Origin of the sequence: Fundidesulfovibrio soli (assembly GCF_022808695.1) — a bacterium.
GTDB classification, from domain to species: domain Bacteria; phylum Desulfobacterota; class Desulfovibrionia; order Desulfovibrionales; family Desulfovibrionaceae; genus Fundidesulfovibrio; species Fundidesulfovibrio soli.
In genome coordinates, this window is the sequence record NZ_JAKZKW010000011.1 from 93,906 (window position 1) to 111,073 (window position 17,168).

The 17,168-nt window shown below is 64.7% G+C and carries 12 protein-coding genes and 1 pseudogene; 2 read left to right on the forward strand and 11 right to left on the reverse strand.

Going from position 1 to position 17,168, the window contains the following annotated elements; all coding sequences use genetic code 11:
- Positions 1-123 precede the first annotated feature (123 nt).
- From MLE18_RS11210 to MLE18_RS11260, 11 genes are all read right to left on the reverse strand, one after another.
- On the reverse strand, positions 124-801 hold the full coding sequence (locus MLE18_RS11210) for an LrgB family protein (protein WP_243438903.1): 678 nt from the start codon (positions 799-801) through the stop codon (positions 124-126).
- Positions 798-1,184, reverse strand: coding sequence for a CidA/LrgA family protein (locus MLE18_RS11215; RefSeq protein ID WP_243438890.1), 387 nt, complete (start codon positions 1,182-1,184; stop codon positions 798-800). Before MLE18_RS11215 ends, MLE18_RS11210 begins: the two co-directional genes overlap by 4 nt.
- Positions 1,185-1,421: 237 nt before the next feature.
- Positions 1,422-3,032 (reverse strand): SGNH/GDSL hydrolase family protein, encoded by a 1,611-nt coding sequence (locus MLE18_RS11220; protein ID WP_243438891.1) that lies wholly within the window; start codon positions 3,030-3,032, stop codon positions 1,422-1,424.
- A 62-nt stretch (positions 3,033-3,094) separates the two neighbouring features.
- Positions 3,095-3,757 carry a DUF4412 domain-containing protein gene (locus MLE18_RS11225; RefSeq protein WP_243438892.1) on the reverse strand — a complete coding sequence of 221 codons (663 nt, stop codon included), beginning with the start codon at positions 3,755-3,757 and terminating at the stop codon, positions 3,095-3,097.
- 82 nt (positions 3,758-3,839) lie between these two features.
- Entirely contained in the window at positions 3,840-4,196 is a 357-nt protein-coding gene (locus tag MLE18_RS11230) for a DsrE family protein (RefSeq protein WP_243438893.1), read from the reverse strand.
- Positions 4,197-4,360: 164 nt separating this feature from the next.
- The gene (locus MLE18_RS11235) at positions 4,361-7,018 is read right to left on the reverse strand and encodes a PAS domain S-box protein (protein WP_243438894.1); all 2,658 of its coding nucleotides are present in this window, start codon (positions 7,016-7,018) and stop codon (positions 4,361-4,363) included.
- 346 nt (positions 7,019-7,364) lie between these two features.
- The gene (locus MLE18_RS11240) at positions 7,365-7,856 is read right to left on the reverse strand and encodes a chemotaxis protein CheW (protein ID WP_243438895.1); all 492 of its coding nucleotides are present in this window, start codon (positions 7,854-7,856) and stop codon (positions 7,365-7,367) included.
- A gap of 15 nt (positions 7,857-7,871) precedes the next feature.
- Entirely contained in the window at positions 7,872-9,905 is a 2,034-nt protein-coding gene (locus tag MLE18_RS11245; RefSeq protein WP_336605576.1) for a HAMP domain-containing methyl-accepting chemotaxis protein, read from the reverse strand.
- A complete protein-coding gene (locus MLE18_RS11250; RefSeq protein WP_243438897.1) occupies positions 9,902-10,537 on the reverse strand; it encodes a TetR/AcrR family transcriptional regulator in 636 nt (211 codons plus the stop codon). Before MLE18_RS11250 ends, MLE18_RS11245 begins: the two co-directional genes overlap by 4 nt.
- A 276-nt stretch (positions 10,538-10,813) precedes the next feature.
- Positions 10,814-12,811 (reverse strand): PAS domain S-box protein, encoded by a 1,998-nt coding sequence (locus MLE18_RS11255; RefSeq protein ID WP_243438898.1) that lies wholly within the window; start codon positions 12,809-12,811, stop codon positions 10,814-10,816.
- A 120-nt stretch (positions 12,812-12,931) separates the two neighbouring features.
- On the reverse strand, positions 12,932-14,437 hold the full coding sequence (locus MLE18_RS11260; protein ID WP_243438899.1) for a sensor histidine kinase: 1,506 nt from the start codon (positions 14,435-14,437) through the stop codon (positions 12,932-12,934).
- Between the two features lie 1,339 nt (positions 14,438-15,776).
- Here MLE18_RS11260 and MLE18_RS11265 point away from each other — a divergent pair.
- Both MLE18_RS11265 and MLE18_RS11270 read left to right on the forward strand, forming a co-directional pair.
- Positions 15,777-16,664, forward strand: a pseudogene (locus MLE18_RS11265) (hydrogenase small subunit); the annotation flags it as partial.
- 92 nt (positions 16,665-16,756) lie between these two features.
- The coding region (locus tag MLE18_RS11270; protein WP_243438900.1) for a nickel-dependent hydrogenase large subunit at positions 16,757-17,168 on the forward strand (412 nt) is incomplete at its 3' end.

Here is a 17,168-nt window from a genome sequence, read left to right on the forward strand (position 1 = left end):
TTCCAAAGGGAGGAACTCCCTTTGGCGGGGTTCAGGGGCGGCGCCCCTGGCCGCCGGAGGCCCTATCTCCTCCTGGCCATCCTCTTCAGCCCAAAGTCCGCACCGTTCTTAAGCCGTGTCCCCTCACCCCAGAATCCACACCGCCAGCGGCGCGAACACCGCCGTGAACACCCCCGCCAGGATCAGCGCCAGCCCGGCCATGGAGCCCTGCTCCTCGCCCTCCTCCAGCGCGGCGGCGGTGCCCTGCGCGTGGGACACGGTGCCCAGGGCCAGCCCCCGGGCCACGGGGTTGCGGATGCCCACGCGGCTCAGGAACACGGCCCCCATCAGCGAGCCCAGGGTGCCCGTGGCCACAACGAAGGCCGTGGCCAGAGGGGGGACGCCGTCGTACATGCGGGCGATCTCCACCGCGAAAGGGATGGAGACGCCCTTGGGCAGGATGGACATGACCACCTCGCGCGGGAGCCCCGCGAGCCTGGCGATTCCCCCGGCAGTGAGCATGGCCGTGAGCGCGCCAAGGCCGACGCTGGCCAGGATGGGCAAGGCGTAGAGCCTGAGCAGGCCGCGATGGCGGTAGAGGGGCACGGCCAGGCCCACGGTGGCCGGGCCAAGCAGGAAGGTCATGATGTCGCGCGCGGGGATGTAGTCGGCGTAGGGCATGTTCAGGCCCATGAGGACGGCGGCCACCACGGCGGAGCTGAGCACCACCACGTTGAGCAGGGGGTGGGGACGACGCAGGTAGAGCTTGCGCAGCAGGACGTAGGCCGCCAGCGTGAGCGCCACGAGCAGGGGGGTGGTCATATGTCGCACGGTTTGCCCCTGCGGTGCAGCCATTGGGTCACGAAGCCCACCAGCCAGAACGGGAGCAGCGAGCTCACGACCACGGCGGCCGTAAGCTCCAGCCAGTACTCCTTGAAGACTCCGCCCCATTCCATCAGGCCCACGGTGATGGGCACGAAGAAGAACACCAGGTGCCTGAGCAGGAAATCCGCCGCGTGGGAGACGTGCTCCAGCTTGACCACGCCCAGGCAGAGCAGGGTGAACAGCGCCACCACGCCCACCACGTTGCCTGGCAGGGGCAGGGCCACGGCCTCCACGAACCAGCAGCTGCCCCGGTAGACGGCCCAGAGGATGGCCGCCTGCCAGATGAACCTGAACACATTGCCGAGGGAAACGTCCTGCATGATGCGCCTCGCCCGATCAGCCTGTTGAATAATCCCCGCTGGCTGCGTCGGCCCGGAAAAGTCAAACCCTCGCCTACGCGAACTACTCTTCGGCATTGACTTTTTCTTGCGCCTTGCCCGCGAGTTTGTTGAACAGGCTGACATAAACGATTGCTGCAAGGGATGCCGCGCAGGGGTGGGCCTATCCGAGGCGCGCCCCAATTGCAACGCCGGAATGGCCGGAACCCGGCCCCGCCGTCAGTATCCCATGCTCACAAGCATGCGCCTGGGAGGCTCACCTGACTTCTTGTCGATGACCAGGCCCGTGCCCTTGCCTACCACGAAGCGCAGCGCGGCCCTGGTGAAGGGCTTGTCTGGGGAGTAGGCGCTGTAGAAATAGGCGTCGTCCCCCGAGGTGCGGCCGTTCCTGTCCAGCACCAGCCGCTCGGGTCCGCCGTCCAGGCTCAAGTAGGCCTTCAGGCCGCCGTTGTCCGCGTCGTTGAACACCTGGGGATGCAGCTTCAGCTCGATATAGGTCCGGGCCTCCTGCGAGCCGACAGCCAGACAGAACTCGCCGGGCGTGTCCTCGTAGGTGGTGATCTCGGCCCTGTCCGTGGCCGCCCCCAGGCCCTGCACATGGATGCGGCCGTCAGCAGTCCAGGCGCCGTAGAGCTCGCCGTCGTCTCCCAGAAGGGCCGGGCCTTTCCCGTCCGCAACCAGGCCGACGCGCGAAACGTGCCCGAACCCGTACCAGGGCCGGGCATCCAACTCCACGCCGCCCCCGGGCTTCAGGGCGATGGCCCGGGCCGCCAAGACGGCGATGACGGTGTTGCCCGCCCTGTTGGCGTGGAAATCGTAAGGGGAGTTGTAGAGCGGCACACCGTCCTGATGGTGGGCCGCCCGGAAGGCGGGCAGCAGGTCGATGGCGGCCACGCCGTCGCGGGCCAGAAGGGGGTTCAGATAAGCGGAAGGGGCCACCAGATCCTGCTGGACCTGCGTCTCGTCGGGCACCATGAGGAACAGGAAGCGCGCACCCGAGGCCTCCACGCTGTCGCGCAGCGCCAGAAGCCCGGCGTAGTACTTCTCCCAGCGGCAGGCCAGAGCCACAAGGCTGGCCTGGTCCAGCATGCCGGAATTCAGGGCCCCGGACTCCGCTTCGGACGGCCTGGGGCAGTAACGGCCCTCGTACCAGGGGTCGGCGGGCCTGGCCGCCTGGCCCTGCGCGGGCAGCATCCCGGCCTTGAACAGCCCGTAGGCCGCCGTGGTGGCGGCGGCGTATACCCTGGACTGCTTGAGCAGCTGCCTGGTCGCGCTGTAAGGCGCGGCCTTGGCCCTGGCCTCCCTGCGGAACGATTCTCCGTTCATTGTCTGAACGTCGTTATAGTAGAATTGGCAGATCACCAGGTCGGGCTTGAGCGCGCGCCCCTTCTGCTCCCAGTAGTCCAACTCGTCCACCACGTCGAAGAAGGGCATCCCCGCGTTGACGACCTCGATGTCCCGGCCGGGGTATTTGGTCCGCAGGATGGCTTCCAACTGGGCGGGGTAGGCCTCGCTGTCGTTCACCCCGACCCCGAAGGTGAAGGAGTCCCCCAGGCAGAGCACCCGGAGCGCGCCGCTCCCAGGCGGGGACAGCTCGCGCGTGGCGCGCAGCCCTTGGGAATTGGTGCTCACCGTGAACGGCAGACCCCTGATGAGGGTGTCCGTGAGGTGACGGCCGGGAGCGAAATCGCCCGCCCGGTCGGGATGGAATTCGAAACTCACGAAACTGGGCACCGGTGCGGAAAAGAGCCGCAGTCCGAGTTCCGCCAACAGGAACAAGCACAGCACCGAAATGGGGAGGTACAGGACGTAGAAAAACGCGCGTTTCATCTTTAAAAGGGGTCGTTATTGTGATGGCCGGGGCGCTGGCGGCGCGGTTCAGCCCGAGTGCCTCATTCCTGCGAATGTTGTCCGCTCTTCATGAAGAGCTGGGCCGATTTGGCCGCCAGGTCCTGATCGACCATGCCCGGAGCCATGCCCAGGCCCGCCGGCGGCATCACGGCCTTCCGGTAGTCCGCGGGAACCGTGAACATTCCGGCGGCAATGGAGCCGGGCCTGATGTTCTTGTACTCCATGGTGATGCTCTTGCCGGTCTCCCTGAGCACGGACTTGATCACATAACCAAGCTTCTCGGGGAACCAGACCGTCACCTCGCCGCTGGCGCCGTCAGACCGGAACTCCATGATGCGCTTCTCGCAGTCCCAGACGCCGATGGTCTCGCGGCCGATCCTGCGCCACTTCGCCGGGTCGGACTGCCCCGCGAGCGCCAACAGCCCCAGGCGCTTGGGCTCCAGGGGAAGCTCCAGGTACGACTTGGTCGCGGCTTGAAGCATGTAGGCCTTACCCAGCGCCTGATCGATGATGAACACCTGCATCTCGTCTGCCGGAGCTGTCTCCAGGCGCATCCTGCTGCCTTTGACGTAGACCACCCCATCCTGCAGGAACTTACCGTCAACGGACAGGAGCATGTCGGCGGCGAAATCCGCCGCCAGGGCCCCTGTCGCGGCCGGGAACAGCAAGGCCAGCGCCAGGGCCAAACTCAGGATGGGGTTCATCACGATTCCTCGTTGCACTTTCCGCCCCTGCTGGAGGCCCTCTCCGGGCTTCAAGCCCGGCTCGGGATTGAGCAGGCCGCGCCTAGAAGCTGAAAACCTTGGCCTCGACCGCCATGTCGATGAGAACGGCGGCGGTGCTGATCTCGAACCCGGCGGGCAGATCGTCCGCACCGATCAGACGGGCCTCGGCGCAGGGCTTGCACACCAGAAACTTCACCCCCTTGTCCTGGAGCTCCCTGATCTGGTCGATCATGGCGTCACCGGTTGGGATGCGCACCCTCTCGGCCATGCCGAGGTTGGACCAGTAAACGGCCTCGTCCAGCAGGAACACGGTGACGTCGTGCCCCTTTCCGGCCGCCACCTTGGCCAGGAACATGGCGCGCACGGCGCGTGTGGAGTCTTCGGGGCCACGGGATAGCACGAACAGGAACTTGCTCATGGGGTCCTCGCTTGGGTGCTGGTTTCGGGTGTGCATTAGGATATGCGATTTCGGCGCGCAAGGCCAGGGCGGGAAGCCGCGCCATCCGGTGGACATGCTTGGCTTGGCAAAGCCTGCAGCGTGACGGCGGCCGGCTGCTCAACGGGCAGCCGCCTCGCGTGGCATCACCTGAGCGGGAGCGATACCGTAAAGCGAGTGCCCTTCCCCGGCTCGGACTGCACCTCGATGGCGCCCTTGTGGTTTGTGACCACGATGAAATAGGACACCGAAAGCCCCAGCCCCGTGCCCTCGCCCACCCCCTTGGTGGTGAAGAAAGGCTCGAAAACGCGTTTGCGCACCTGTTCCGGCATCCCGGGACCGTTGTCCTCCACCACGATGCGCAGGAAGTCCCCGTCGAGGCTGGTCCGCAGGCTAATGGTGCTGCGCGCGTCCCGTTGCGGCAGCTCGGTGAGGGCCTGGGCCGCGTTCTTGAGCAGGTTGAGCACCACCTGCTCGATCTCCGTGCGCGTGCAAGGCACCTGCGGCAGGTCCTGGGCGTACTGGCGCTCGATGCGGATCTTCCTGAAATCATACTTCTTCTTGAGGTCGTAGTCCGAGAAGGCGAGCTCCACCGTCTTGTCCAGAAGGGCGTTGATGTCCACCGGGGCGCGCTTGGATTCGCTCTTGCGGCTGAACTCCAGCATGTTGGAGACGATGCGCGCAGCCCGGATGCCCGCCTCCCGGATGCCCTCAAGAAACACGAGGATCTGCCGTTTCTCCGCGTAGGCCCTGATGGAGTCCAGGCTGCAACCGGCCTGTTCGGCGGCGGCGTGGTTGGCCTTGCGCTCCGAGGAAAAGAGGGAGAGCACCACCTGCGCGCTCTGCAGGATGGCGGAAAGGGGGTTGTTGATCTCGTGGGCCATGCCCGCCGCCAGTCCGCCCACGCTCATCATCTTCTCCGTCTGGATCATCAGCTCCTGCATCTTGCGGTGCTCGGTGACGTCGGTGTGCGTGCCGCTCATGCGCAGGGCCTTGCCCTGGGCGTCGTATTTGACCACCCGGGCCTGGTCCAGAATCCAGCGGTAGCCCCCGTCCTTGGCGCGCATCCTGTATTCCACCCGGTGCATGGGCGTTCTGCCCGCCAGGTGGTCCTGGATGGATTTCAGGGCCAGCTCCCTGTCCTCGGGGTGGATGAGTTCCGTCCACTGGCCCACGTTGGTCCTGACCTCGTCGAGGGTGTAGCCCAGTATCCTGGCCCACATCTCGTTGCGGTAGACGCGGCCGGTCTCCATGTCCCAGTCCCAGAAGCCCAGCTGGCTGCCCTCCAGCACGGACTCAAGGCGGTCCTCGCTTTCGCGCAGGGCCTCCACGGCGGTCTTGCGCTCGGTGATGTCCTCGTAGATGCCCACCACCCCGCTGACGCGACCCTGGGCGTCGATCAGGGGGAGCTTGCTCGTCTCCACCCAGATGCGCTTGCCGTCGCTTTGCATCTGCTGCTCCACGATGTTGCGCTTGGGCTCGCCGCCCTCCATGACCTGCCTGTCGTCCGCGCGGTAGCCTTCCGTCTCTTCGGGGAGCCAGGGCAGCTCGAAGTCGGTCATGCCCACGATCTGCCCGGGGTCCTTGAGGCCCGCGGCCTGGGCGAAAGATTTGTTGCAGCCCAGGTAGACGCTGTTCCTGTCCTTCCAGAAGATGGACTGGGGCACGGAGTTCAGGATGGTTTCGAGCACCTGCCGGTTTTCGCGCAGAGCCTCCTCGGCGCGCTTGCGCTCAGTGACGTCCACCCCCACGCTGATGACGCCCTGGAACTCCCCGGAGGCGTCGAAGAAAGGCTTGTTGTTCCAGGCAACGACCAGCAGGCTGCCGTCCTTGCGAATGTTCTCGTTTTCGGAAGAGGATTCCAGCCCGGGGTCCGCCAGGATGCCCTCGATCCTGGCCCCGAGATTCCCCCCGGCCTTGTCCGTCCGGGGCACAATGGTATCCAGGACGTGCCTGCCCAGAACCTCCTCGGGTTTGTACCCTAACACCTCGCTGGCGTATTCGTTGAATTCCAGGATGCGCCCGTTCTTGTCGATCTTGAGGATCATGCTCCGGGCGTTCTCCACCAGCTCGCGGTAACGCTGCTCGCTGGCCTGGGCCTCCTGCCTGGCGTCGTGCATGCGCTGGTAGCTCTCGCGCAGGCTGGAGCGCATGGTGTTGAGCGCGTCGGTTAGGATGTCGATCTCGTCCCCGCGCCAGGCCTTGTCCAGGTACAGGGGGCGCCCCAGATCCTCTATGCCGGTGCTTTGCAGGAAGGCGGCCGCGTCGGCCAGGTGCCTGCTCACCTGTTGCTGGAAGCGCCTGAAGATGAACAGGGCCACCAGGAAAATCATGAGCGCATAGAGCAGGCTCATCTTCAGCGTTCTTTCCACGATCTCGCGCGCGGCCCCCTCCCGGGAGGCCTGCACCGTGAGCGTGCCCACGGGCATCCGCCGCTGGTTCCCGGCGTAGACCAGGGCGATGTCCCGGGCGATTGCGCCCTTCGGGGCCTTCACCCCCAATTCCATGACGGTTTCGCCTTCGCTGGTCACGCCGACGTAACTGACGTGGCGCTGCGAGCGAATCCCCTCCAACTGGGCGGCCAACTGGCGCCTGTCGAACTCCCAAAGCGCGGTGGAGAGGGATTTGCCGTAGCGGTCGCCGATGGCCTCCAGGCTCCTCTCGATGCCCGAGACGGCCTGGGTGTACTCCATGGCCAGCTGGGCCAGGCTGAACATCGCCAGCAAAGCCAGGCTGAACACGAGCACCTGACGAAGCAGGCGCTTGCCGATGCGGCTTTCCGGTGTGGTGGCGTGGAAATTCACGGCTGCACCGATTCCCGATCCGAAGGGACGGAACGGGTGCTCGTGTTGCCGGAGACGGCAGGAAATTGGGTTGGGTACGGTCGGAGCATGACAGCCTCCCTAAGCCAAATGGCGCGCAGGGCGCAGCGGCCGGAAATGTACGCCGCCGCCAGCCGGGGCACAAGCCCCCGCAAGGCCGGGCCGGGGCTCAACCCTACGGCCGGGTCACCGCTCCGGGCTGTACGGCTGGCCCCGGCGGGCGGTCATGCCGGCCGCCCGGCCCCGCATCCGGCGTGCTCCTGCTGTCAGGCGCCACGCGTGATGCGGGGCCGGGGGAGGCCGGCCGTTTTCCAGGTAATATACCGCGTCAGGCGGCGGCCTCCGGCTCGGCGCCGGTGCCTGACAGCTGGAGCAGCTCCTCCTCCGAGAACACCTTGTCGATATCCAGAAGGATGATGAAGTCTTCCCCGTGCTTGCCGATACCCTTGATGAAGTCGGCCTTGATGGAAGTGCCGATCCTGGGCGCGGGCTCGATGTTCTCCGGCTCGATGTCCATGACCTCCTTGACCGAGTCGGACAGGGCGCCGAGCACAGTGGTCTCTCCTCCGAGGTCCACCTCTACGATGATGATGCAGGTGTTCACCGTGCGCTGCGTGGAGGCCATCCCGAACTTGAGGCGCACGTCCACCACTGGGACGGCCCGGCCCCGCAGGTTGATGACCCCCCGGATGTATTCCGGGGTGCGCGGAACCTTGGTGATGGCCGTGTACTCCAGCACCTCGCGCACCGACGCTATATCCAGTGCGAACACTTCCTCGCCCAGGGTGAAGGTCAGGTATTGGTTGTTGGTGTCGCTCACGTCTGGCTCCTGGGGCTAGAATTTCTCGAAGTCGTCGTCATGACCTTCGGCGCCCATGTCCAGCACCACACCCCTGCCCGCGGGCTTGGCTTTCCTGGCTTCCGCACGCCCGGCGGGGCGATGGGCCGCCTGGGGCAGCGCCCTGGGCGCCGCGCGGCGGCCGGTCTGCCCGTCCTTGAGCTTGAAGAAGCTCACGGTGGCCAGCAGCTGCTCGGCCTGGCTGGAGAGCTCCTCGGAGGTCGAGGCCATCTCTTCGGAGGCGGAGGCGTTCTGCTGGATCACCTGGTCGAGCTGCTGCACGGCCCTGTTCACCTGATCCGCCCCGGCGTTCTGCTCGCGGGAGGAGGCCGAGATCTCCTGCACCAGCTCCGCCGTCTTCTTGATGTCCGGCACGATGGCCCCGAGCATCTTCCCGGCCTTCTCGGCCACGGCCACCGATTCCGACGACAGCGACGATATCTCGGCCGCGGCGTGGCCCGAGCGCTCGGCCAGCTTGCGCACCTCGGCGGCTACCACCGCGAAGCCCTTGCCGTGCTCGCCCGCGCGGGCGGCCTCGATGGCGGCGTTGAGCGCCAGGAGGTTGGTCTGGCGGGCGATCTCCTCGATGATGGAGATCTTCTCCGCGATCTGCTTCATGGCCCCGACGGTCTGGGTCACGGCCTGGCCGCCTTCCTCTGCGTCCTTGGCGGCCTTGAGGGCCATGGCCTCGGTCTGCACGGAGTTGTCGGCGTTCTGCTGAATGTTGGAGGCCATCTCCTCCATGGAGGAGGATACTTCCTCCACGCTGGCGGCCTGCTCGGAAGCGCCCTGGGAGAGCGACTCCGAAGTGGCGGCCAGCTCCTGGGCGCCGGAGGCCACGTTGTTGGTGCCCTCGATCACCTCGCCCATGACCTCGCTCAGGCGCTGCACCATGGTGCGCAGGGAGTCGGCCAGCACGCCGATCTCGTCCTTCTGGTTCACGTCGAGGGTCTGGGTCAGGTCGCCCTGGGCCATCTTCTGGGCGAAGCCCACGCCCTTGATGACCGGGCCCGTGATGCCCCTTGTGATCACGATGGACACCACGATGCCCAGGATCAACGCCAGGCCCAGGCCCACCGCCATGACGGTGGAGGCGCGGGACAGGCTGTGCGAGGCTTCGCCCGTAACCTCCTCGGTGACCTTCACGCCGTAGACGGCGATGTCCTCCGCGGCCTTGAGCACTTCGGCGGTGGCGACGCTGCGCTTCTTGCCGTTGTCCTCCATGGCCTGGGTGTTCTTGAGGTAGGCCTGCATGGCCTCCTTGTATGTCTCGCCCGCCTTGCCGGTGTCGGTAAGGGCCTGGAGCACCGCCGGGTTGCGCGTCAGCGGCCGCAGCTTGGCGAGCTTCTGGTTGATTTCATCGAAATTCTTCATGGCGTCCTGGATGAGCTTCTGGTCGCGCAGGGCCTGCCCCTTGAAGTTGGCCAGGCGAACTGTGTTGCCTAGATCCATGACATCGTTGATCAGCGTGATCTTTTCCAGGCGCTCCAGAACCTCCTGGGTTGCCACAGGGCCTTTTCCCGCGGCGGCGGCCAGGGCCGTGTTCTGCTCATCGAGATACTTCTGGCCGTTGTTCATGAAAGCCTGGGCAGCCTGGTCCATGACCTTGCGGTTCTCAGCCATGGCCTGCTCCAGCTCGAAGCTCGCGGTTATGTACTTTCGCCACTCGGCCACGGTCGCGATGGTCTTTTCAGATGCCTCCCTGAGCTTCACCAGCCCGGGATACTTCTGGGCCAGTTCGCGGGCATCCTTCAGATACTTTTCCACCTCGGCCAGATATTTGAGCCCTGCATCCTTGAATTTGGGGTCGCCGGTGTAGCCGAAGGCGCGGACGTTGAGGACCGCATTGAGGGCGTTGCGCTCGATCTGGTTGGCAATGGCAACTTCCGGGGCGATCTCCTGGGCCAGGCGGTCAGCATGTGCGCCGACGGAGAGCATGTTCATCATGGCCATGCCGCCCAAGGCGCAGGCGATGAGCAGCAGGGTGCCGAATCCCAGGCCTATTTTCATACCCAACTTCAAGTTCTTCACCGTACTCCCTCCTGATTGGATTGTTCCCCGTGCAATTTCCGCAGAGGCTCCCGGAGGGAGCCCATAAGCCTGTATGTGAAGAGCTCCTTGAGCTCCCGGGCGAGCAGGCCCTTGTCGAGACTCTGGCTGAACGAACGGCAAACGCCCTGCAGCATGGACCAGATGATGAACTCGAGCGCTTCCTCGGAGACGGAGTTGAAGATGCCTGCCTCCACGCCTTGGCGCACCCTGGACAGCACCAGCCCCACGATCTGGTTCTTGAGGACCACAAGCTCCGTCTCCGGAAATCTGGTCAGGTCCAGGCGCATGAACGGGTTGCACTTGGCCAGGAACACGGCGCTGTCGCGGTTTTCCGCGGCGAAGGCGAACAGGCTGTCGATGAAGGCGTGGATGGCTTCGAGAGGGTCTGCCTCGGGGGGCATGGCCTCCAGGGCGCAGCGATGGAGGCGCGAAAGGATCATCCTGGAGACAATGAAGAGCAGGTTGTCCTTGGACTTGAAGTGGTAAATGATCAGCCCGGAGGAGACCTTGGCGCTCTTGGCCACCTCGAGCAACGAGACGCCGCCCACCCCCCTCTCCGCGAAGAGGGACGTGGCCGCCGTCAAAATGGACTCCACCGCATCCTTGGCCATATCAGCTCCTGACTGAATGATCATTCAGTCATGGTTTTCAAGCGTCATGTCAACAGCCTTTCACCGCCCTAACACATCGGCAAACTGAAAACACTGTAAAGATTGGAGATATTTTTAGGCTTTCGGCAAGGCTCAGGGCTGGACGTCCCGCTTCGGCTGTTGAACGCAAAAAATCGCCCCCAGACAGGCGGAATCACACGGGAGAGTGCGGAATGGCTGAACGGATGTTCAATCGCCCGGGCGTTGGCGCGCCCGGAGTCGCTGGTTGCACCGGGACTATGCGGATGCTTCCCGCCCCCCTGCCGAGACCGGCAGCCGAATGAGGAAACGGGTGCCCTTGCCGGGCAGGGAGTCGATCTCGATGGTGCCCCGGTGGTTGCTGGTTATGATGAAATAGGAGACGGACAGCCCAAGCCCGGTGCCCTCGCCCACCGGTTTGGTGGTGAAGAACGGCTCGAAAGCCTTGCGTTTGGTGTTCTCGTCCATCCCCGGGCCGTTGTCCTCCAGCTCGATGCGCACCCAGCTCCCAGCGGTGCGGGTGCGCATAATGATCCTCGGACTGGACGCGCTCGCCAGGGCGTGGGCGGCGTTGCTGAGGATGTTCATGAATACCTGCTGGATCTTCGATTTGGCGCACAGGACCTGGGGCAGGGATGGGTCATAGTCCCGCTCGATGGAGATCTTGCGGAAGTCGTACTTCCTCTTCAGGTTGTAGTCCGTGGCGCAAAGCGCCACGGTGCTGTCCAACAGGCTGTTGATGTCCGCCCGGTCGTAAGCCGCGTCGCTCCTGCGGCTGAATTCCAGCATGCTGTTCACGATGTTTGCGGCCCTGGTCCCGGCCTCATGGATGTTCTCCAGGAAACGGGGAATGCCGCGCGACTCCATGAACCGGCCGATGGACTCCCACGGGCAGCCGGATTCCCGCGCGGCCTGGATGTTCGGGGCCGAATCCTCCGAGAGGCGGCGCCGGATGACCTGCACATTCTGCAGGATGCCCCCCAGGGGGTTGTTGATCTCGTGGGCCATGCCCGCGGCCAGCCCGCCCACGCTCATCATCTTCTCGGACTGGATCAGCGCCTCCTGCATCTCCCTGCGCTCGGAGATGTCCCGCGCGATGCCCATGAAATGGGGCTCCCCGCCCAGGTTCAGCACCGCCACGCGGACCTCCACGGGGTAGGTGACGCCGTCCTTGCGCCTGTGCGTGGTCTGGAACATGCCGCCCCCCTTGCGGGCGATGTCCTCAAGCGTGGGGACCTCCGGCTGGAGACTGAACTCCGTGTCAACGTCGACGATGCGCAGGCGCAGCAACTCCTCCCGGGTGTAGCCCGTCTGCTCCAGGGCCCTGGCGTTCACGTCCACGAGCCTGCCGTCCCGGTCGGAAACGTAGATCGCGTCCCCGGCGCTCTCGATGAGCAGGCGGTAGCGGCTCTCGCTCTCGCGCAGGGCCTGCTCGGTGCGCTTGCGCTCAGTGATGTCCGTGTGAGTTCCGGTCATGCGGCTGGGGCGGCCCTGGCCGTCGAGGCGTGAGGCTTTGCCCCGGGTGAGCACCCACTTGGTTTCCCCGGATTTTGTTTTCAGGCGCTGCTCCACTTCGAAGACGGGCGAACGCCCTACCAGATAGTCCTCCAGCCTGCGCATGGTCAGGGGCATGTCCTCCTCGGACACGAGATCCCTCCAGGACCGGACAACGCTCTGCAATTCTGCGGGTTCGTAGCCGAGTATCGCACAACCCCTCGGGCTCATGTACACGGCGCCCGTCTCCATGTTCACATCCCAAAGGCCGTCGTTGGCGCCCTCCAGGGCGAAGCGCAGCCGCTCTTCGCTGACCTTGAGGGCCTGCTCGGTGCGCTTGCGCTCGGTGATGACGTCGAACACGGCCACGAAGTAGCCGGGCTGGGGGCAGAACGCCGCCAGGGAGAACCACTGACCCAGCGATTCCAGATAATACTCGAAGCGTTCCGGCGGGCCGCCGCGGGCCACGCGGCCGTAGATGGCGAGGAGCCCGGGGTCGCGTTCCCTGATGCCGGGGATGACCTCCGACACGGCCCTGCCCGTCACGTTCTCGAGCCCGGTCAGGGCGGCGAAGGCGGGGTTGACGTCCACATAGACAAAATCAACGGGTTGGTCCTTGTCGAACTCCATCTTGCAGTAGGCCACCCCCTGCACCATTGTGTCGAAAAAAAGACGGAGGTGCTCATGATTCAGGCGGCCGAGGCTTCCGGCCTCCGCCTGGGTCGTGGCATGGTCCATGGGGCTAGGATCGCGTCCGGGCATGTCCAAGGTGCACTTCCTGGCTATTTTGGGGGACAATGACCCTAATTATCGGGCTTGGCAACACCATCGCCACTGATCGGTCCCTGGTCGGCAGGGAACACCCGCAGGGCCGTGGCAGGCTCACCGGGCGGGTCGGCCCTCCCGCGGAACGGGCATGATGATTTCGATTGTCGTCCCCTCGGCTTCGCTGCTGCTGAAGCCGATGCCGCCCCCGTGGGCCGAGGCCACCAGGCGGGCGCTGTACGTGCCGAGCCCCGTGCCGTGCGGCTTGCCGCTCGTGGCGTACTTTTCGAAGAAACGGCCGCGCACGCACTCGGGCACTGCCCCCATATTATGGACGCGGATGATGACCCCATCCGGCCCCACCTCCCAGGACACGGTGACCGGGCGGCCCTCCGGCGAGGCCTCGACCGCGTTCCTGAGCAGGTTGGAGAGCATGTCCGCCACGAGGAACTCCTCGCCGTGGATCATGGCGGGCCCCTCCGGCGCATTCCTGACCATGCTGCAGCCCTTGCGGTTGAACATGTGGGCCAGTTCCTCCGACAGCTTTTCCACCACGGTCCCCAGCTCGAACCATGTCGCCTTGAGGGCGTAGTCCCCCTTTTCCATGCGGCAGATCTTCTCGGACGAGTCGACGATGTCCATGACGTGCCGGACTGCACGCACCAGATCGGGAAACAGCTGCAGCGAACGCTCGGTCGCGCCCCTGGCCACGACCAGTTCGGCCAGGCTTAGCAGGCCGCACAAGGGGGTCTTGATCTCGTGGCGGATGATGCGTTCGACGTCCTCCCTGAACCGTTCGGACTCCTTGAGCTCCGTGATGTCCATGATGTTGCCGTAGACGCGCCCGACCTTGCCGCCGGATCGCTCGGCTTCGGCCGTGGCCCGGATCCACCTGCGGCGGCCGTCGCCCGTGGTTATGGGCAACTCAAGGTCGAACGGGCTCCCCTCGGCGAGCAAGATTTCGAAGGCGCTCTCCAGGGAGGGTCTCCAGATCGGGTCCACGAAGTCGAAATTGCGCTTGTAGTCGCCCTGATCGTACGCGGAGCTCTCAACGCCGAAGATGCGGTAGAGTTCCCTGGTCCAGGAGATGTCCCCGCTGGCCAGGTCGAACTCCCAGCCGCCCACGCGGGCCAGCCTCTCGGTCTGGTTGAGCAACGCTTCGCTGTGGGCCAGTATCGCCTGCGTCCGGCGCAGGCTTTCCTCGGCCTGGCGCCTCTCGGTTATGTCGTTGCCGTAGATGTAGTACCCGTCCCTGGCCTCCGAGCGGACCACGTGGAACGCGTACCACCTGTCAGCGAACCCCGCCTCGACGCACAGCGGCTCCCACACGGCCCGGCGTTCCGCCACGGCGGCTTGAAGACCCGGCAACAAATCGAAGACGGATCTGCCCAGCATGCCGAGCCCCAACACCCGCTCCGCGGCGGGATTCAGGCGCAGTATGAGGCCGTCGAGGCCTGTCCGAAGCACCGGGGAAGGATTGTGCAGAACGAATTCGGCCAGTTGCGCCAACCGGACCCGGTCTTTCGCGCCCGCCCGGCAACGGGCCTCGCAGGCCGCCAATCTGGCGCGCGCCCTTGCCAACTCGGCCTGAAGCTGGTCGCCGGTTTTGTGACCTTCCCGCATCTTCTCTCCGGAGGACTAGGTTTCTATATGGAAGAGTTATTTCGGTATTTATACACCACCGCCAAAAAACTCCAGGGCGGAAAATCCAGACCGCGAGGGTCGTATTTTTGGCGCCTCCGGCTTCAGGGGAGGACTCCAGTGTGCGAAATTGCCTGCGCGGCCATGGGTTCCCAAGCGCGTCCAGGTGGATTTTGAGCCCTTTTTCCCCGTGCCAAAGCAAAATCATCCTCAATAAGGAGGAAATCTTTTCCCGGCGGCAGCGTTTTCCTGCCGCAAAAATTCGGGAAGAGGAAAGATTGCCCCCCTAGGGGCAGGGGGCGTCATAAACCAGACGCTCCCTGCCAACTAACCGCAAACATGAGCGATTTTCTCGAGCCAGCCTGAAATCCGCATCGATGGGCCATCATGGCATGTCGGCGCGCCTCCAAGAATTGGAGGTCCGAGGGCATCTCGATCGCGCAGCTATTGCGCGATTAGGAACAAATCTTTTTTAATATCGAGGTGGTCGGGATTCCTGATTGTGCGTGGCACGGGGAATGCTCAAGGAGTGTCATCGCAAAGGCGCTCGCCAGGGGTCAGGGTCACGTCACCTCCTTGAGAGGCCGATCCCCCCTGAAGCGGGATGAGCGACGAAACATCAGGCGAGGAAATCATGGGAGTCACCACCAGCGCGAGCAACACCGAAGCCTCCACCCGGCAGGCTGATGACCGCCCCCTCCTGCGGGCGCTTCGGTCTGGCTCCGGGTCCGGTTTCGCGCGTGACGCTTCTTGCTGGCGCTCTGCCCGGGACGTGGCGCGGTGCGGCCTGCAATCGCCCTCGAACCGGGCTAACGCGACCCAGAGCCCCATCGCTCCCTGTTTGGCAGCCTGTCATGTTGCAAGCGCCGGGCGCCCCCAAGAGCACGATGCATGCCAAGCCCCTGTTCCCGGATTTTTCGCGCTTGCGAGCGTCGATTTCGGGCGCCGGTCGATAAATTTCCATCATGAACCGCCAGTTACAAGGAATTCATCCTACGCTTTTTTAGTTCCTTCTCTGTAACTGGTTCGATAGGACGCAGCCGAAAGGTTGTTTTCAGCTTGGCAACGCTCCCGATCTTGTGATATGTTTTTTGGTTTTCCCTCTAGCACAGATTTTGGAGCCCTTATGTGGCCATCGAGTAGTAACAATTCCTAGGGCCAAGCTGCTTCAAGGTAATATTCGTCTGTAACTTTGATACGTTGACGAGCCGCCCTCCCCGGGATCGTCCGGGCCAGGGCGGATGAAACAACTCACTGAACGGGCGCAGAATCAAACCGGGCCGGCCTCCGCAAAAACGCGCGCCGCCCACGAGGAGTCGCAATGAAAAACCGCAACGTGCCTTCCGCCAAAGACATCCCTTGTCCCCCGGGAGTATCCCGGCGCTCCTTCCTGAAGTTCTGCTCGGCCGTGGCCGTCACCATCGGGCTTGGCCCCACGGGCATGGCCGAAGTGGCCAGGGCGCTGACCGGACCCAAGCCCATCGTGGTCTGGTTGAACTTCAGCGAATGCACAGGCTGCACCGAGTCCCTGCTGCGCATGTCCAACCCCACGCCTGACAGCCTGATCCTGGACACCATCTCCCTGGAGTACCACGAGACCCTGATGGCCGCCGCCGGCCTGGCCGCCACCGGCCACCTGGCCGACGTGGTCAACGCCAACGCGGGCCAGTTCTTCGCCATCGTGGAAGGCTCCATCCCCACGGCCAACAACGGCGCCTACGGCACCATCGGCGGCGAGACCATGCTCTCCATCGCCCAGCGCGTGCTGCCCAAGGCCAAGGCCGTCATCGCCTACGGCACCTGCTCCTCCTACGGCGGCCTGGCCGCGGCCAAGCCCAACCCCACCGGGGCCAAGGGCGTCGGCGACCTGGGCATCCTGGGCAGCGTGCCCCTGATCAACGTGCCCGGCTGCTCGCCCAACCCCTACAACCTGGCGGGCGTCATCGTGAACTACCTGCTCAAGGGCACCCTCCCGGCGCTCGACACCTACAAGCGGCCCACCTTCGCCTTCGGCCAGACCGTTCACAGCCGCTGCCCCAGGCCCCACGGCTGCCTCGAGGACTACCGTTGCAGGGGCAAGGTCACCTACAACAACTGCGCCACCGCCAAGTTCAACGGCGGCACTTCCTGGGACATCCAGGCTGTCCACCACTGCATCGGCTGCTCCAACCCGAACTTCTGGGACGCCAACACCTCGTTCTACAACAGTGAGTTCGGAACCAAGTTCGCTTCGAGCAGCCACAGCAAGATTCAGTTCGTGCCCGCTGGCGGCGATTAATAGAAATTTTTCAGGAGATAACTATGGCTACCACTTCCACTGCTAGCTCGTTGCTCGGCGGGATAACCTCCACAACGGGCACCACCACGACGACGTCCACCACGACCGCGGCCGCCGCTGCCGTCGCGGCCCCCGGGAACATCACCCTCGATCCCATCAGCCGCATCGAAGGCCACCTGCGCATCGACGCCAAGGTCGGCACCGCCGGCACCGTCGACTCGGCCTGGGCCTCGGCCACCCTGTTCCGGGGCATCGAGATGATCCTGGCCGGCCGCGACCCCCGCGACGCGCCCCTGATCACCCAGCGTCTGTGCGGCGTGTGCACCTACATTCACCTGCAGGCCTCCACCACCGCCATCGAAAACGCCATGAAGCTGACCGTGCCCGCCAACGCGCAGATCGTTCGCAATCTGCTGCAGGGCACCCAGTTCCTGC

Bases quoted from the DNA above. Each gene is read 5' to 3' on its own strand.
- MLE18_RS11210 (WP_243438903.1), bottom strand. From the start codon at position 801: ATGACCACCCCCCTGCTCGTGGCGCTCACGCTGGCGGCCTACGTCCTG.
- MLE18_RS11215 (WP_243438890.1), bottom strand. From the start codon at position 1,184: ATGCAGGACGTTTCCCTCGGCAATGTGTTCAGGTTCATCTGGCAGGCG.
- MLE18_RS11220 (WP_243438891.1), bottom strand. From the start codon at position 3,032: ATGAAACGCGCGTTTTTCTACGTCCTGTACCTCCCCATTTCGGTGCTG.
- MLE18_RS11225 (WP_243438892.1), bottom strand. From the start codon at position 3,757: ATGAACCCCATCCTGAGTTTGGCCCTGGCGCTGGCCTTGCTGTTCCCG.
- MLE18_RS11230 (WP_243438893.1), bottom strand. From the start codon at position 4,196: ATGAGCAAGTTCCTGTTCGTGCTATCCCGTGGCCCCGAAGACTCCACA.
- MLE18_RS11250 (WP_243438897.1), bottom strand. From the start codon at position 10,537: ATGGCCAAGGATGCGGTGGAGTCCATTTTGACGGCGGCCACGTCCCTC.
- MLE18_RS11255 (WP_243438898.1), bottom strand. From the start codon at position 12,811: ATGCCCGGACGCGATCCTAGCCCCATGGACCATGCCACGACCCAGGCG.
- MLE18_RS11260 (WP_243438899.1), bottom strand. From the start codon at position 14,437: ATGCGGGAAGGTCACAAAACCGGCGACCAGCTTCAGGCCGAGTTGGCA.